The following is a 16,579-nucleotide window of genomic DNA, read 5'->3' on the forward strand; positions in this document are numbered from 1 at the left end:
ACATGCGCAAGATGGTTCGATATGGAGTGGCCGCGCTGGCGGGACTGGCACTGGCGCTGCCGGCAATGGCGCACCCGGGACATGCCGTGGAAAGCGGCTTCACGGCCGGCCTGCTGCACCCGTTGACCGGGTTCGATCACCTGCTGGCCTTGCTGGCCGTCGGCCTGTGGAGCCGCCAGCAGCAGCGCGGCTTCGTGCTGCCGCCGGTGCTGCTGGTGCTGATGGCGCTGGGGGCCTCGATGGCGGGCGTACTGCCGGCCGTGTCGGCCCTGGAAACCTCGATCGCCGCCACCGTGCTGCTGTTCGGCGTGCTGGCCGCATTCGCGCTGCGGGTGCCGCCGACGCTGTCGGTGCTGACCGTCGGCTGCTGCGGCTTCCTGCACGGGCTGGCGCACGGACGCGAACTGGCCGGGATGGCGAGCGGCGCCGGCTTCCTGCTGGCCAGCGCGGCGATCATGGCGCTGGGGGCGCTGCCGGGTACGCGCGTGCGCCGGCTGGCCGGTGCCGCCATCGGCGCGGCCGGTGCGGTGCTGCTGGCCCAGGCGGGTTGAGATCGCGCCCGGGCTGGCCCGGGACGCTATCAGGAGGCGCTGTCGGTGCCGCCGGCCGGCGAATTCGGCGCCAGGCGGATCGGCGCCATGTCTTTCGGGAAGCGGCCGCGCACGCCTTCGTAGCGGGCGGCGATGGCCGCCATGTCGGCTGCCTCGTCGCCCGTCAGGGTCATGGTGCGGGTAACGTCGATGATCTTCCTGCCGTAGTCGATCGCGATCAGCGCGACCGGCACGTCGGCTTCCAGGGCAATGCGGTAGAAGCCGCTCTTCCAGTAGGGGCGGTAGCTGCGCGTGCCTTCCGGCGTGACCGCCAGCCAGAACCATGTTGAAGCGTGCATGGTCTGGGCCAGGCGCTTGATCGCCCCCTGTGGCGCGCTGCGGTCGACCGCGACGCCGCCCCAGTAGCGCATCAGGACACCCATCGGGCCGCGGAACAGCGAATCCTTGGCCAGCCAGCGGAATTGCAGGCCGACCGCCCACTTGGCCAGCAAGCCGACGGGGAAGTCGATGTTCGAGGTGTGCGGGTAGACCACGGCGATGCCGTGCGGGCCGGGAAGGGGCTTGAAGTGGAATTGCCAGCCGATCAGGTTCAAGAGGCGCAGGGCGGTGCGCTGGCGCCAGGTTGGCAGGCCCGCCGGGCGCATCAGATAGTCATTCATGTTCTCTCCGTCGGGCCGTGGGCGGCCTCTCAGTTGCACTTGCTGCAAGCCTCGGTATTTATATTGCGGTTCGGCAAGCAAACCGGGCATTCTATAGCGGGACATTTGCGCGGACAAGAAAAAACTGGAAGCCCCCCGGCGCTGCCGGTATCATCCTTGCCTCGTCAACAAGGATGACAATGATGGACGTCAGGATCTACCACAACCCCCGCTGCGGCACCTCGCGCACCACGCTGGCGCTGCTGCGCGATGCCGGCATCGACCCGCAGGTGATTGAATACCTGGCCATGCCGCCGACCCGTGCCGAGCTGGCCGAGCTGGCGGCGCGCAGCGGCGTCGGCGTGCGCGGGCTGGTGCGCAGCAAGGAAGCGCTGTACACCGAACTCGGGCTGGACGATCCCGCGACCGGCGACGACACGCTGCTGGACGCGATGGTGGCCAACCCGATCCTGATCAATCGCCCGATCGTGGTCACCCCGAAAGGCGTGCGCCTGTGCCGCCCGGCCGAGCTGGTGCACGAGATCCTGTAAGCCGCGGCGGCATGGCCGCTCAGTGCTGGGCGGCGCCGATGTCGACCGGCCCCGCGCCGGCGCGCGCCTTGCCGTAGAAATCCGGTCCGCCGGCTTCGTCGCGCAAGCCCTTGCCGATCGCCGGCGAGCTGGCCGCCAGGCGGAAGTCGGGGGCGCCGCCGCGGTCGTAGGCGATGAAGCCCGGCTCGGCCGCCACCGTGTCGCTGTGGCGCATGCCCTGTGCCAGCTGCCAGTCGCCGTCGAGGTTACGGAAGACCAGGTTGTTGCGGTAGCTGTTGTGGGCGCCGGTGGCCCCGAGTTCGGTGATGCCGTGGCGGTTGTCGTAGGCGATGTTGTTGATCACGCGGGTGTGGTCGTTCGGACCCTTGCTGTGGAAAAAGTCGCCGCCGCCGACCAGGATGCCGGTTTCGGACGCCGTCACCGTGTTGTTGGCCACCAGCACATCGTGCGCATCGTGCCACAGCAGGATGCCGCTGCCGGAGATCCGGTAGACGATGTTGTTGCGGATGCCGCCTGGCGCATTCATGTAGATGCCGTGCACGAAGCGGCAGCCAGGCGGGCCGATGTCGTGCACGCTGTTGGCGTTGACTTCCGAATGGCTGCCCTTGTAGAAGCTGTCGACGCCGATGCCGGCACCTTCGGACGTGGTACAGGCGATCGTGTTGGCGACGTGGTGCACGTGGTTGCCGGCGATGCGGTTGTACGATCCCCCGCTGTAGATGCCGACACTCCATTTCTTTCCTGTGCTGGCGGCCACCCCGAGCGCCTGCGCGCCGTCGACCTGGGTGCTGCCGTCGACTTCGAAGCCCTCGATGTCGACGTAACTGGCGCGGTTGTCCCAGGCCACGTCGCTGCCCGACACCGGCGGCGGCACGATGCGCGCGTGCCCCGGCTCGCTCGAGCGGAACACGATGCGCGCATTCGGCAAGCCGTTGACGTCGGTGCGGAAACCGCCGTGGTAGGTGCCGGGCAGTACGTTGACGATGGTGCCGGGCGCCACCAGCCGCGCGGCCCGCGCCAGCGTGCGCAGCGGCGCGCTGCGGGTGCCGGGATTGCTGTCCAGGCCATCGGGCGCGACGTACAGCTCGGTCGGCACGACCTGGGGCGTGACGGTCACGGTGGGGGCCTCCTTGACGCGGCAGCCGGCGCAAGCCAGCAGGCAAACCAGCAGCGCCGGCAAACCCCGGCAAAAAGGCAAAAAGGTCGGATTCATGATCATCGGGTCCCGGTTCAGCCAGCGGCCCCAGTGTGCGGGGCCGATCCGCCGGCAAGTCCGTGTACCTCAAACGCGCGCTTGAGCACCCGCAACGCCTACCCAAGGTGGCAAGACGCGCCACCAAAGGTCCCATCCGGCAGCCCCACCCATGACGGCGCGCAACCCGGGGTCAGAGCCCGATTTTTGGACATGTCTTTTAAAACATTGCTCGGCTTATCGCACCGGCGCCGGTCAGGAGGCACCGGCAGGCGCATGGCCCTGCGTGGCGCAAAAGGCGGCGCCAAACCGCTAGAATTGAACAAGAGAACTTACCAAAAATCGGGCGCTGACCCCGGTTGAGAGAGGACACATGAAACAGTTGAGCTTGGCTTCTGGCCGCACGATCCCGGTGCTGGGCCAGGGCACCTGGTATATGGGCGAGGACCCGGGCGCGCGCGCCGACGAGGTGGCGGCCCTGCGGCTCGGGCTGGAACTCGGGATGACGCTGGTCGATACCGCCGAGATGTATGGCGAGGGCGGCGCCGAGGAAGTGGTGGGCGAGGCGATCGCCGGGCGCCGCGACGAGGTGTTTTTGGTCAGCAAGGTGTATCCGCACAACGCCGACCGCGCCGGCGTGCGCGCCGCCTGCGAGCGCAGCCTACGCCGCCTGCAGACCGATCGCCTCGACCTCTACCTGCTGCACTGGCGCGGCGGCGTGCCGCTGGCGGAAACGCTGGACGCCTTTGCGCGCCTCAGGGACGAGGGCAAGATCCTCGACTTCGGCGTCAGCAATTTCGACCTCGACGACATGCAGGAAGCGGCCGCCCTGCCGCACGGGAAGAATATCGCCGCCAACCAGGTGCTGTACAACCTGGCGCGGCGCGGCATCGAATGGGACTTGCTGCCGTGGTGCCGCCAGCAGGGCATTCCGGTGATGGCGTATTCGCCGCTCGAATCGAATGCGGCGGACCAGGCGCCGCTGCTCGGCCGTCCGCAGCTGCACACGGTGGCCGCGCGGCATGGCGTGACGCCGGCCCAGGTGGCAGTGGCCTGGCTGCTGCGGCAAGAGGGCGTGGTGACGATCCCGAAGGCGGTGCAGCCGGCGCACGTGCGCGCCAACCGCGCGGCGCTCGACCTGGCGCCGCGTCTCACCGACGACGACATGGCGACGCTGGACGCGGGCTTTCCGCCGCCGAAGCGAAGCCGCCCGCTGGAGATGCGCTGAAGCTTAGACCAGCGCCATGAACGGCGCCGCGGCCGGCGCCGGCATCTTGTCGCGCAGCCAGTCCAGCAGCGAGGCCGAAGTCAGGGGCCGGCTGAACAGGTAGCCTTGTCCCTTGGCGCACTGCTGGGCGCGCACGGCCGCCAGCTGGGCCTCGGTCTCGATGCCTTCGGCGACCGTGCTCATGCCCAGGCTCTGCGCCACCTTGACGGTGGCTTCGATCAGCACCTGGTGATGGTGGCTGGTGTCGGCCTGGCACACGAAGGAGCGGTCGATCTTGACCGTATCGACCGGCAGCTGGTGCAGGCTCGACAGCGATGAATAACCGGTACCGAAATCGTCGAGCGCCAAGGTGATGCCGATGGCCTTGAGCTCGTGCAGGCGCTGCTGCACCTGCTGATCCTGGGCGGCCAGGCTCTCGGTCACTTCCAGCTGCAATGCCGCGGCCTGCATCCCATTCTGGTCGAGCACCTCGCGCACGGTCTGCGGCCACCCGGCTTCGCTCAGCTGGGCGCGCGACAGGTTCACCGCCAGCAGGCGCGGCGCGCGGGTGCCCAGTTCGTGCTGCCAGGCGGCGAAGTCGCGGCAGGCACGGCGCAGCACGAAGTCGCCGAGCGCGCCGATCAGGCCCGATTCCTCGGCCACCTGGATGAATTCGAAGGGCGGCACCACGCCGCGCTGCGGATGCTGCCAGCGCACCAAGGCCTCGACCCCGGCGTTGAAGTCGGTGCCGCCGTCGGCGCACAGCCCGACCACCGGCTGGTACACCACGAACAGCTGGTCCTCGACCAGCGCCAGGCGCAGGTCGGCCTCGATGTCGGCGCGGCGCGCGGCGCGTTCGCGCATGGCCGTTTCGAACTGCACGCAGCGCGCACCGCCGGCATGCTTGGCTTCGATCATGGCGATGCTGGCGTCGCGCAGCATCTCGCCGGCGGCGTCGCCGGCATCGTCGCTCCACACCATCCCCAGGCTCAGGGTACAGGTGACTTCCTGGCCGCCCAGCGAATGTGGCTTCGACAGCGAGTCCAGCAGGCGCGCCGCGACCCGCTCGGCATCTTCGCGACAGCGCATGCCGTCCAGCAGCACCGCGAATTCGTCGGAACCGATGCGCGCCGCCATCTGGCCGCCGCCGGCACCCGGATCGATGCGGTCGCTGGGCGGGCGCAGCGCGGCGCGCAAGCGCTCGCTGATCTGCAGCAGCAGGCGGTCGCCGGCCTGCTGGCCGAGCGTATCGTTGATCTGGCGGAAGCGGTCGCAATTCATGAACAGCAGGGCGTAGCCGGCGGTCCCGCGCGGGCGCGCCAGGATCTGCTGCAGCTGCTCGAGCAGCGCCTCGCGGTTCGGCATCCGGGTCAGGGTGTCGATGCGCGCTTCGTTCTTGAGGCGCCGCGCCAGCCGTTCCTGTTCGCGCTGGACCTCGGCGGTGGCGTCGCTGACGGTGGCCATCAGGCGCGTGCCGTCGAGCTTCAGCACGCTCAGCGACAGCACCTGCGGCGCGCCCGGGCCGGCGGCCGCGCCGAGCTGGATGCGCAGGCTCTCGCATACCACGCCGGATGGGGAGTTAAAGGCCGACACCATGCGCGCCAGCTGCGGGACGGCGTCCTGCAGCACGGTGAACAGGTTGTCCATGCTGCCGTCGTGCACCAGCGGCATCAGCAGGTTGGACGACATCGGGTTGAGCATCTCGACGGTGCCGTCCAGGCCCGTCTGCACCATGCCGATCGGGGCGCGGTACAGGAATTGGACCAGCGCCTCGTAGGCGTCGATATTCTCGGGCTGCGTCATTGCCGTTCCCCCGCCGACCGGCCGGCCGGCCCGGACAGGGCCGGGGTCCACGATTCGACGCGATTGCGGCCGCCGGCCTTGGCGGCGTACAGGGCGCGGTCGGCGCGTTTCATCAGGGTCTCGAGGTCGAGGTCGACACCGTCGCTGGCCGCCACGCCGGCGCTGACCGTGACGCCGATGGAGGCGCCCTCGAAGGCCACCACCTGCGCCTGCACCACCTGGCGCAGGCGCTCGGCCACCGCCGCCGCACCCGCCAGCGTCGACGACGGCAGCAGCACCGCGAATTCCTCGCCGCCGATGCGCGCCACCACGTCGACCTGGCGAAAGGTCGCGGTCAGGACCAGGCCGAGCTGGCGCAGCACGGCGTCGCCGCCCGGATGGCCGTGGCGGTCATTGATGCCCTTGAAGTGGTCGGCGTCGACCAGGATCAGCGCGGTCGGGCGCGGTGCGCGCCGGTTGCGCTGCAGTTCCAGTTCGGCCGCCTCGAAGAAGGCGCGGCGGTTGGCGACGCCGGTCAGGTGATCGCAGAAGGCCGACTTGCGGCGCGTCTCGATGGCCTCGCGCTTGTCGCTGATGTCGCGCACGACCATGCAGTAGGCCGGCGCGTCCGGGTCCATGGGCTCGAGGTCGCGGTCCGGAATCGGGGAGATCATGGCGCTGGCCCAGAACCGGCTGCCGTCGGCGCGCACGCGCGCGCCTTCGTCCAGGTTCCAGCCGTTCTGGTCGGCTTCGCGCAGGCGGTCGTGCACCTGTTCGTCGGTGATCGCGTCGGGCGGATAGAACACCGCGTACGAACTGCCGACCAGCGCTTCGGAATGCCCGATGACGCGGCCGATGGTCTCGTTCCATTCGCATACCCGGCCCTCGCGGTCGAGGCCGACCAGCGCATAATCGGTGATGCTGGTGAGGAGGGCGTTCAACCAGGCGTCGTTCTGGCGCAGCTGGCGTTCGCGCCGCACCTGCTCGCTGACGTCGGACAGCACCGCCATCAGGCGCGTGTCGTCCAGTTTCAGCAGGCTGAGCGACAGCACCTGCGGGCTGCGGCGCGGGCGCAGGGCGCCGCCGCCGGCATAATTCGGGTAGTTCAGGTGGATCTGCAGGCCGTCGCAGACCATCCCGTTCGGGCGCGTGAACGCCGCACACAGGTGACGCAGCTCGGGCGCCACGCCTTCGAGCGCCTCGAACAGGTTGACCAGGTTGCCGTCGTGCGCCAGCGGCATCAGCAGCTGGGCCGAAATCGGGTTGATCATCAGGATCTCGCCGCCGATATCGGTCTGCACCAGGCCCACCGGGGACAGGTACAGGAACTGCATCAGCGCCTCGTGCTCGGCGGCCAGACGCGTGTTGGCGTCCTCCGCGAAAGCCTGCAGGCTCACAGCCGGCGCTGTACCAGGACGTAGCGCACCGCGCCACCCGGCTCGGCCAGCAGGCGCAGCTTGACCTTGATCGGGCGCATGCGCAGCGTCAGCACGTAGTCGATGGTGTCGTCCAGCGCGGTGTTGCCGTCTTCCGCGTCCTCGAAACGCTGGCCGACCAGGAAATTGTTCAGGCAGGGTGCGACGTTGGTGAACAAGGGCTGGCCCAGCACGCGCGGCCCGGTCAGGCCGGCGGCTTCCGATTCGGTGCGGTTGTAGCGGCAGACGTTGGTCTCGGCGTCGAAGCCGATCACGCCGAAGTCGAGCTCGTCGAGCTGGTCGGCATTCAGTTGCGCCAGCTGGTCGAGCAGGGCCGGGGTGGTAAAGGACAGGGCGGTCGCGGTAGTCATGAGGGCTCCAGCAAGTTCGGGTCTGGATGTTGCAGTCAAGAAATGCATGGTGACATGGCCCCATGTCGATGTCAAATCAATCGTGCTTGATTGTGTCTTACTTGTGTCTCGCAAGCATTTCGTTGAGTAATTGACAGTGTTGGGGGCCGGCCTCACCATCTACGCTGCCCCCGAACCTCCACATCATCGCATGAATGACGCCCTACCCGCCGCCTGGTGGCGGCACGATCCGACCCTGCTGCGGGTCGTTACCGACATCCTAGCTTTCGAGCTGGCCCAGGCCCGTCCGGGGCGGCCGCCGCCGGCCCCGCCATGGCCGCGCACCTGCCATTTCATCCACGACCTGGGCGCCGATTCGCTCGAACTGCTGGGCATGGGCACGGCCCTGGCCGAAGCGCTGCACCTGCGCGGCGGCGACGTCGACGCACGCCTGCTGGCCGATCCGGTGCTGGAGGCGTGGGTGGCGGCGGCGCGCGCCGGCCTGGAGGCGGATGGCGCGCAGGCCGTCACCTTCCGCACCTCGGGCAGCACCGGCACGCCCAAGCGCTGCAGCCACGCGCTGGCCACGCTGTGGCAGGAAACCGAAGTGCTGGCCAGCCTGCTGCCGGGCCGCGTCCGGATTTTGAGCGCGGTGCCTTCGCACCACATCTACGGCTTCCTGTTCACGGCGCTGCTGCCGCGCGCGCTCGGCGTCGACGCGGTGATCGACCTGCGCGCGGCCGGCCCGGCTGCCTGCCTGGGCCTGCTGCGTCCCGGCGACCTGGTGGTGGCCCATCCGGGCTGGTGGGAAGCGCTGGCGCGCCTGCAGCCGGCGTTCGGGCCGGACATCGCCGGCGTGAGCTCGACCGCACCCTGTCCGGACGCGCTCGCCGGCGACCTTGCCGGCGCCGGGCTGCGCCTGCTGCAGGTGTACGGCAGCTCGGAAACCGGCGGCGTCGGCTGGCGCGAGGCGGCCGCCGCACCGTTCACCTTGTTCCCCTACTGGCAGGGCGCGGACGGCGTGCCCGCACTGGCGCGGCGGCTGCCGGACGGCGCCGTCGCACGCTATCCGCTGCAGGACAAGCTGGAATGGATCGATGCGCGGCGCTTCCGGCCGGCGGGGCGCATCGACGACGCCGTGCAGGTGGGCGGCACCAACGTGTTCCCGGGCTATGTGGCGGAGGTGCTGTGCATGCATCCGGCGGTGGCGCAGGCGTCCGTGCGCCTGATGCGGCCCGACGAGGGCAGTCGCCTGAAGGCCTTCATCGTGCCGCGGGCCGGCCACGACAGCGACCGCGCCGCGCTGGGCGCGGCATTGGCGGCCTGGGCCGGCGAACGCCTGTCGACGCCGGAACGGCCGGCGGCCTGGACCTTCGGCAAACGCCTGCCGCGCCAGGCCAGCGGCAAGCCGGCCGACTGGATCATCGATGCCGAATGAAGCACGCACGGAAACTTTGTCACCGTTGCCACGGTTTTTGATCTACTGATATGCTGCCCTGACAGCATAAGCATGGCCCGACCGTTATGGATGAGCAGCAAGAAGTCGATGCGACTGACGCTTCCTCCAGCGCGACCTTGCCGTTTCCGGTCGTCGCTATCGGCGCGTCCGCCGGTGGCTTGCCGGCCCTGGTCCGGCTGCTGGAGCGCATGCCGCCGGCGCCCGGAATGGCGCTGGTGGTCGTGCTGTACCTCGCGCCGGACGCGCCCGGCCTGGCCGAGCGCCAGCTGCAACGCGCCACCGCGATGCCGGTGCTGGGCGTGAGCGAGCGCATGCGCCTGGTGCCCGACCGGGTGTACCTGATCTCGCCCGGGCGCAGCCTGCGGATCGAGGACGGCCACCTGGTCGCCGACGAGCAGGGATGTGCGCTCGGCATTCCGATGACGGTCAACGTGTTCTTCCGCACCGTGGCCGAAGCCTATGGCGAACTGGCGGTCGGCGTCGTGCTGTCCGGGGCCGGATCCGACGGCGCGGCCGGCCTGGCCCATATCAAGGCGCATGGCGGCGTCACGATCGCGCAGCTGCCGGGCGACGCCGAGGAGCGCGGCATGCCGCAGGCGGCGATCGACTCGGGCATGGTGGATGTGGTCTTGCGCGCGGCCCAGATTCCTGTCCGGCTGGCCGAGGTGCGCGATACCTTGCGCAGCCGCCGCCGCCGGCAGCACGCCCGCAGCGCCGGCCGGGCGCCCGCAAGGCGGTTCTTCCGCAGCCGCGAAGCCCTCGACGCGCTCGAGCAGACCATCCTGCCGCAGGTATTTCACGAGCGCCGTCCGGACCAGCCGCCGCGCGCCTGGGTGGCGGCCTGCGGCACCGGCGAGGATGCCTATTCGCTCGGGATGCTGCTGGCCGAGCGCGCCGGCAGCGACGCCGGTGCGCCGGCGATGCAGATCTTCGCCACTGACGCCGATGAAGACGCGATAGCGGCCGCGCGCGCCGGCCGCTATCCCGCCACCATCGCCACCGACGTGGCGCCAGGGCGGCTGGCGCGCTTTTTCGTCGAGGACGGCGACCAGGTCAAGGTGCGCCGGCTGCTGCGCGACCGCATCCTGTTCGCCCGCCACGACCCGCTGCACGACCCGGCCTTCGCGCACCTGGACCTGATCACCTGCCGCGACATGCTGGCCGGCCTGGACCACGGCACGCGGCGCCACCTGCTGGAGATATTCCATCAGGCGCTCAAGCCGGGCGGCTACCTGTTCCTCGGCGATGCGGACAGTGCGGACGGGGCACCCGACCTGTTCAGCGCGGTGGACGCGCGCCACCGGCTGTACCAGGCCATGCCCTTCGCCAGGCCGGCCGGCCACTTCCCGCCGCGGCTGGTGCGCAGGGAAGCGCCGCCGCGCGCCGGCGCCGCGGCCCGCCACGATGCGCCGCTGCCGTCGGTGGCCGAGCTGCACCAGCGCGCGCTGGCACGCTTCGCGCCGCCCAGCCTGCTGCTGAACGCGCGCGCCGAGGTAGTCCACGTCGCCGAGCACGCGGCCGGCTTCCTCGGCTATGGCGGCGGCGAGCCGAGCACCCAGGTGCTGGCGCTGGTGCTGCCGGCGCTGCGCGAGGATCTGCGCACCCTGCTGTCCGCTGCCGCCGCCAGCGGCAGCCCGGCACGTTCCGGCCCGATCCGCTACGAGCAGGGCGGCCGGGCGCAGCTGGTCAGCCTGTCGGTGTTGCCGCTGCCGGCCCCGTCGGCGGAAGGCGGCGACTGGATGCTGGTGCAGTTCGAAGCGGCGGGGGCGGCGTCCGCGACGGACGCCGGCGCCGCCGAACCGCAGGTGCAGGCGCTGGAAGATGCGCTGCTGCAGGCCCGCAACAACCTGCAGCAGACGATCGAACGTGCCGAAGCCGCGCGCGAAGTGCTGCACCACGCCAACGGGCGCCTGCAGGACACCGTGGACGGCTTGCGCGCGGAAATCGAGGACCTCGAACTCAACCGCGAGGAAATGCAGTCACGCAATGAAGAGCTGCACACGGTGAATGCCGAGCTGCAGATCCGGCTCGACGAGACCTCCAAGGCCAACGACGACCTGAGCAACCTGATCGCCTCGACCGACATCGCCACCCTGTTCCTCGGCCAGCGGATGCAGATCCTGCGCTACACGCCGCACGTCACCCGCATCTTCAACATCATCCCCGCCGACGTCGGCCGGCCGCTGGCCCATATCAGCAACCGGCTCGAAAGCACGCGTTTGCTGGACGACGTCGCCGGCGTGTTCACCAGCCAGCAGCCGATCGAGCGCGAACTGCGCAGCACCGACGGTCATGACTACATCGTGCGCGTGCATCCCTACCACACCGCCTACCAGCGCGTCGAGGGCGTGGTGATGACCTTCTTCGACATCACCCGCCGCCGCACGGCCGAAAAAGCCTTGCAGGAAAGCGCGCAGCGCCAGGCCTTCCTGCTGGCGCTGGCCGACGCCATGCGCGGCGAGCACAGTGCCGAGGCTGTCGCCAGGCGTGCGCTGCACATGCTCGCGGCCGAGCTGCGCCTGGACCGCTGCTGCATCCTTGCCTGGCAGCCCGACGCCGGCCGCGCCGAGGTGACGCAGCAGACCGGCAACGAGCGGGTGCCGCCGCTGCCCGCCACGTTCCGGCTGTCCGATGCGCCGACTGTGCTGCGCGCGCCGCCAGGGCGCATGCTGGCGGCCGACGACCTGCAGGATGGCCCGCCCGGCATGCGCGCGCTCCTGGCCTCCACGCTGCGCAATGCCGAAGGCGAGGGCGAGGGCGACGGCGACGGCGGGCCATGGTCGATGTTCGCCATCAGCGCAACGCCGCGGCGCTGGACGCGCCACGAGATCGCACTGGTCGAGGAAGTGGCCGAACGTACCTGGAACGCAATCGGACGCATCCGCGCCGAGGCGACGGCGGCGCGCGCCGAGCGGCGCGCGGAAAGCATCCTCGAACGCATGGGCGACGCCCATTCGGTGCTCGACCGCGAGTACCGCATCGTTGGCGTCAACGCCGCCGCCGAGCGCCTGCTGGGGCGCTCGCGCGCCACGCTGCTGGGCCGCTCGCACTGGGATGCCTTCCCCGGATCGGTCGACGCGCCGGTCGGGCCGGCATGCCGGCGCGTAGTCGAGGAGGGCGTCGAGCAGCATCTTGCCCACCACTACACCGGCGAAGGCTACGACATGCACATCGAACTCGACGCCTACCCGACCGACGAGGGTGGCGTCGCCATGTTCTGGCGCGACGTGACCGAGCGCGTGCGCGTCGAGCTGGCCCTTCGCGCCAGCGAGGAACAGTACCGCGCCCTGTTCAACGAAATGGACGAGGCCTATGCCGTGGTCGAGGTCATGGCCGATGCCGACGGCCGTTGGCACGACTTCCTGTTCCTCGAAGTGAATCCGGCCTTCATGCGCCATACCGGCATGCCCTACCCGGTGGGCCGCACCGCGATCGGGCTGCTCGGCACCCCGAACCCGCACTGGGCCGAACTCTACGGCCGCGCCGCCGAGACCGGCGTGCCGATCCGTGTCGAAGAGGGCGAGATGACGCTCGGGCGCGTGTTCGACCTGAACATCTTCCGTCTCGGCGAAGAAGGCAGCCGCCGCGTCGCGGTGCTGTTCACCGACATCACCGAGCGCAAGCACGCGGAAGCCGCGCTGCGCGAAAGCGAGCGGCGCGACCGGCTGCTGTTCGAAAACATGGGCGAGGGGTTCGCGCTCGCGGAGCTGATCCGCGACGAGACCGGCCGTCCGGCCGACTGGCGCTACCTCGAGCTGAACCAGGCCTGGGCCCAGACCGGCGTTCCGCCGGCGCAGGCCGTGGTGCGGACCGCGCGCGAGGTCAACCCGGTCATCGAGCCTTACTGGATCGAGACCTACGGCCGGGTGGTCGACGGCGGCCAGCCGGTGGATTTCGAGGCCTGGGCGGCCGGCTTCGGCAAATGGTTCGACACGGTCGCCTTCAAGCATTCGGAAAACCGGTTCGGCCTGCTGTTCCGCGACGTAACCGCACGGCGCGAAGCCGACGCCGCCCGGCGTGCGTCCGAATTGCGCTACCGCGCGCTGTTCGAATCGATCGACGAAGGTTTCGTGGTGGCCGAGGTGCTGTACAACGGCCAGGGAGGCGCCGTCGATGCGCTCTACCTGGAAGGCAACCCGGCCGCCGCGCGCCTGACCGGCGTGCCGGATTTCGTGAATCGCCGCTTCGGCGACTTGATGCTGGGGGTGGAGGCGCACTGGCTGCAGATCTACGACCGCGTTATCCGCAGCGGGACGCCCGAGCGACTGGAACGCTACGTGGCGACACTCGGGCGCTGGTATGACTTCCATGTGTGGCGGGCGGTCGACGCCGACGCGGCCGGGGCATCGGATGCGGTTTCCGGGCCGGCGCCGGCAGGCAGCCACCGCGTCGCCATCGTGTTCCAGGACATCACCGCACGCAAGCTGGCGGAAGAAGCGCTGAAGGCAGCCGACCGGCGCAAGGACGAGTTCCTCGCCACCCTGGCGCATGAACTGCGCAACCCGCTGGCGCCGATCAGCAACGCGCTGCAGTTCCTGCGCTACCCGCAGGGCAAGCGCCGTGCCGACCGGCTGCTGGCGATGGTCGAGCGCCAGGTGCGCCACATGGTGCGCCTGGTCGACGACCTGATGGAAGTCAGCCGCATCAGCCGCGGCAAGGTCGACCTGCGCCGGGCGCCGGTCGCGCTCGCCGATATCCTGAACAGTGCGGTGGAAACCAGCCTGCCGGGCTTCGAGCAGAAGGGGCAGCAGTTGACGGTGGACGCGGTGGACGGATCGCTCCGGCTCGATGCCGACAAGGTCCGCCTGACCCAGGTCTTCGCCAACCTGCTCAACAATGCGGCCAAGTACACGCCGGCCGGCGGCCAGGCCTGGCTCGCGGCGCGCCGCGAGGATCACCAGGCCGTGGTGAGCGTGCGCGATACCGGCATGAGCAGCGAGCAGCTGCCGCTGGTGTTCGAGATGTTTTCGCAACCGCACGGCAGGGATGGCCATACCGACAGCGGCCTCGGGATCGGCCTGGCCATGGTGCGCAGCCTGGTCGAGCTCCACGGTGGCAGCGTGGAAGCGCACAGCGATGGCCCCGGCACCGGCAGCGAATTCGTGGTGCGCCTGCCGCTGGCCGATTGCCCGGATGCCGCCCTGGCCACTGCCGACGGCCCGTTCGCTGACGCTCCGTTCGACCCCGGCGCGGCGCCGCTGACCGGCAAACGGATCCTGGTCGTCGACGACAACCGCGACGCCGCCGACTCGCTGTGCCAGCTGCTGGCGGCGCGCGGCGCCGACGCCAGCGCGGCCTACGACGGGCGCGCCGCGATCGAGGCGCTGGCGGGCACGCCGCCGCATGCGATCGTGCTCGACATCGGCATGCCGGACATGGACGGCTATGAAGTCGCGCGCCGCATCGGCCAGGACGGGCGCGCGGACGGCATCCGGCTGGTGGCGTTGACCGGCTGGGGCCAGCAGGCCGACCGCCAGCGCTCGCGCGCCAGCGGCTTCGACCATCACCTGACCAAGCCGGCCGAAGTCGACAGCCTGATCAGGATCCTGGCAGCGTCCTAGTTGCCTGCCTCAGTTGCCTGGCTCAGTTACCTGCCTTGTTGGCCTGCACCACGGCCGGCATGTAGGCATCGAGAAAGGCCTGCGGCATGCGCCGCGGGCGCCCGCCGCTGATGTCGATGCAGACCAGGTCCCAGTGGCCGCGCAGTACGGTGGCGCCGTCGCTTTCCCTGATCAGCTGGAAGCGGCGCGCCATCGACAGCTTGCCGTCGCCGGCCACCAGCCACGTGCCCAGCAGCAGCGGCTCGTCGAGCACGGTCGGCAGGATGTAGTCGTATTCGCCGCGCCGGATCGCCATCGCGCGGTCGAGCGCGCGGTAGTGGTCGAGGGTCAGGCCGAGCGCTTCGGAATGCGCCCAGCCGACCTGTTCGCACCAGCGCACGTAGACCGCGTTGTTGGTATGGTTCAGCCCATCGATGTCGGCCGCTTGCGGCGCGCGGGGCAGGGTGTAGGGGTTCGGGTAATCCCAGTCCAAAGCATGTCCTTGCTGATTGGTTCGCCCGGTATTCTACCGCCGCTGCCCGCCCTGGCGCGCTCAGCCGAGCGTCAGCAGCAGCGGCTGGTGGTCCGAGCCACCGGGGGCGTCGTCGATGCGCACGCTGCGCACCCGCGGCGCCAGGCCGGCGCCGACGAAAGCGTAGTCGAAGGTGAACGGGTCGGCGCCGCCGATGCCGACCGTGGGCGCATGCGGCTGGCCCGGCCGGGCCAGTTGCCAGGCATCGTGCCAGGCCGGCGTGCCGTCGGCGAACGGTGCCAGCAGGCGCTGCCAGGAAGGCGAGCCGGGCAGCATGTTGAAGTCGCCCGCCAGCACGGCGTCGCGTGCGCGCGGGATGGCGGCGAATGGCCCGCCCGCATCCAGCCCCGGACTGGGCGAACGCGCGTGGGCGCAGGCTTCCTGCTGCAGCCGGCGCAGGCCGTCGACCTGAGCCAAGCGCTGCGCTTCCGAAAAATATTCGAGGTGGGCGTTCAGCACCCGCAGCAGGCCGAGCGGGCTGTCCAGCGTCAGTTCGAGCACGCCGCGTGGCATGCTGGGCACCGTGGCGTCAGGCGGCCACGGCAGCGAATGGCGCAGCACCTGCACGACCGGGAAACGCGAGAAGGTCATGCAGCCCAGCCGGCGCCGCTCGCCATCTGGACCTGCCACATCCAGCGCAACCGCAGTGGCCGCGTGCCAGGCGGGCAGGGCGGCGGCCAGCGCGGCGAAACCGTCGCCGCCCGGGCTGCCGTTGCGTGCCGTAAAGCCGCTGGCCACTTTCTGCAGGCACAGGATGGCGGCATCGGGGAAGCGCCCGAGCGCGGCGGCGACTTGCCGCCAGTCGGCAGTGCCGGCCGCCGTGCGGGCGGACTGGACATTCCAGGTGATGAGCTCGATCATGCGCGTCCTCCCCAAAATACCGAGGCTAGTGCGGCAGCAAAGCCGCAAGCTGATGCAGATCAGGCGTGCGGAACATGGCGGCGCGGCCGGCGTCCTAGGTAGACGTTCGACGGAGTGCGCCATGCCATGTATACGATGATTCTGTTGCTGTACCTGCAGCAGGGACTGGACGTTACCCTCGACCAGGCCAACCTGCGCGGCGAATTCGCCACCCATGCCGCCTGCGAGACGGCGGCGCGCAAGCTGCGCGGTCCGCTTCCGATCCCGCACAACGTGCAGGCCGCCTGGCAGGACGTCATGTGCATCAAGCTCGCCGGCAACGTCCACGTCAACGCGATGAAGCCGGTCGAGCTGGGCAAGCTGCTCGAGCTGCATCCGCCGCTCAACTGCCAGGCCGAGGGCGCCTGGGCGCGGGTAGCGGAGATGTGCGGCGGTCCGGCCGCGCCGGCGGCGCCGGCCGGCGAGGACCGCCGCGAGCGGCGCTGAGCGCCGCATTGACTG

General features: G+C 70.1%; 13 protein-coding genes. 6 read left to right on the top strand and 7 right to left on the bottom strand.

The genetic code is table 11. The annotated features are described in order from the left end of the window. Positions 1–2: 2 nt before the first annotated feature. Positions 3–551: a HupE/UreJ family protein gene (locus U1H99_RS08245; RefSeq protein WP_323141251.1), complete on the top strand. Its 549-nt coding sequence runs from the start codon at positions 3–5 to the stop codon at positions 549–551. A gap of 29 nt (positions 552–580) precedes the next feature. Here U1H99_RS08245 and U1H99_RS08250 read toward each other — a convergent pair whose 3' ends face one another. Continuing rightward, a complete protein-coding gene (locus U1H99_RS08250; protein WP_323141252.1) occupies positions 581–1,210 on the bottom strand; it encodes a 1-acyl-sn-glycerol-3-phosphate acyltransferase in 630 nt (209 codons plus the stop codon). Between the two features lie 179 nt (positions 1,211–1,389). On the opposite strand from U1H99_RS08250, the gene arsC reads away from it, so the two are divergent. Then, positions 1,390–1,740, top strand: coding sequence for an arsenate reductase (glutaredoxin) (gene arsC / locus U1H99_RS08255; protein ID WP_323141253.1), 351 nt, complete (start codon positions 1,390–1,392; stop codon positions 1,738–1,740). Positions 1,741–1,759: 19 nt separating this feature from the next. Here the strand turns inward: arsC and U1H99_RS08260 are convergent, their stop codons facing one another. Continuing rightward, complete coding sequence (locus U1H99_RS08260) at positions 1,760–2,953, bottom strand: DUF1565 domain-containing protein (RefSeq protein ID WP_323141254.1); 1,194 nt, start codon at positions 2,951–2,953, stop codon at positions 1,760–1,762. A 352-nt stretch (positions 2,954–3,305) separates the two neighbouring features. Here U1H99_RS08260 and U1H99_RS08265 point away from each other — a divergent pair, with 352 nt between their 5' ends. After that, the gene (locus U1H99_RS08265; protein WP_323141255.1) at positions 3,306–4,160 is read left to right on the top strand and encodes an aldo/keto reductase; all 855 of its coding nucleotides are present in this window, start codon (positions 3,306–3,308) and stop codon (positions 4,158–4,160) included. A 3-nt stretch (positions 4,161–4,163) separates the two neighbouring features. Here U1H99_RS08265 and U1H99_RS08270 read toward each other — a convergent pair whose 3' ends face one another. The 3 genes from U1H99_RS08270 to U1H99_RS08280 are packed head-to-tail and all read right to left on the bottom strand — an operon-like array spanning position 4,164 to position 7,707. Then, positions 4,164–5,942 (bottom strand): putative bifunctional diguanylate cyclase/phosphodiesterase, encoded by a 1,779-nt coding sequence (locus U1H99_RS08270; protein ID WP_323141256.1) that lies wholly within the window; start codon positions 5,940–5,942, stop codon positions 4,164–4,166. Next, on the bottom strand, positions 5,939–7,318 hold the full coding sequence (locus U1H99_RS08275; protein ID WP_323141257.1) for a sensor domain-containing diguanylate cyclase: 1,380 nt from the start codon (positions 7,316–7,318) through the stop codon (positions 5,939–5,941). Before U1H99_RS08275 ends, U1H99_RS08270 begins: the two co-directional genes overlap by 4 nt. Next, positions 7,315–7,707, bottom strand: coding sequence for a PAS domain-containing protein (locus tag U1H99_RS08280; RefSeq protein ID WP_323141258.1), 393 nt, complete (start codon positions 7,705–7,707; stop codon positions 7,315–7,317). The genes U1H99_RS08275 and U1H99_RS08280 overlap by 4 nt, the downstream gene beginning before the upstream one ends. Positions 7,708–7,897: 190 nt before the next feature. On the opposite strand from U1H99_RS08280, the gene U1H99_RS08285 reads away from it, so the two are divergent. Together U1H99_RS08285 and U1H99_RS08290 are read left to right on the top strand one after the other, a co-directional pair. Continuing rightward, positions 7,898–9,124 (top strand): AMP-binding enzyme, encoded by a 1,227-nt coding sequence (locus U1H99_RS08285; RefSeq protein ID WP_323141259.1) that lies wholly within the window; start codon positions 7,898–7,900, stop codon positions 9,122–9,124. An 86-nt stretch (positions 9,125–9,210) separates the two neighbouring features. Continuing rightward, complete coding sequence (locus tag U1H99_RS08290) at positions 9,211–14,706, top strand: chemotaxis protein CheB (RefSeq protein ID WP_323141260.1); 5,496 nt, start codon at positions 9,211–9,213, stop codon at positions 14,704–14,706. A gap of 22 nt (positions 14,707–14,728) precedes the next feature. Here U1H99_RS08290 and U1H99_RS08295 read toward each other — a convergent pair whose 3' ends face one another. Further along, on the bottom strand, positions 14,729–15,178 hold the full coding sequence (locus tag U1H99_RS08295; RefSeq protein ID WP_323141261.1) for an acyl-CoA thioesterase: 450 nt from the start codon (positions 15,176–15,178) through the stop codon (positions 14,729–14,731). A 60-nt stretch (positions 15,179–15,238) separates the two neighbouring features. Next, positions 15,239–16,078 (bottom strand): endonuclease/exonuclease/phosphatase family protein, encoded by an 840-nt coding sequence (locus U1H99_RS08300; RefSeq protein ID WP_323141262.1) that lies wholly within the window; start codon positions 16,076–16,078, stop codon positions 15,239–15,241. Positions 16,079–16,204: 126 nt separating this feature from the next. On the opposite strand from U1H99_RS08300, the gene U1H99_RS08305 reads away from it, so the two are divergent. Beyond that, on the top strand, positions 16,205–16,564 hold the full coding sequence (locus U1H99_RS08305; protein ID WP_323141263.1) for a hypothetical protein: 360 nt from the start codon (positions 16,205–16,207) through the stop codon (positions 16,562–16,564). Positions 16,565–16,579 lie beyond the last annotated feature (15 nt).

Origin of the sequence: Massilia phyllosphaerae, from assembly GCF_034659755.1 — a bacterium.
GTDB lineage: Bacteria > Pseudomonadota > Gammaproteobacteria > Burkholderiales > Burkholderiaceae_D > Telluria > Telluria phyllosphaerae.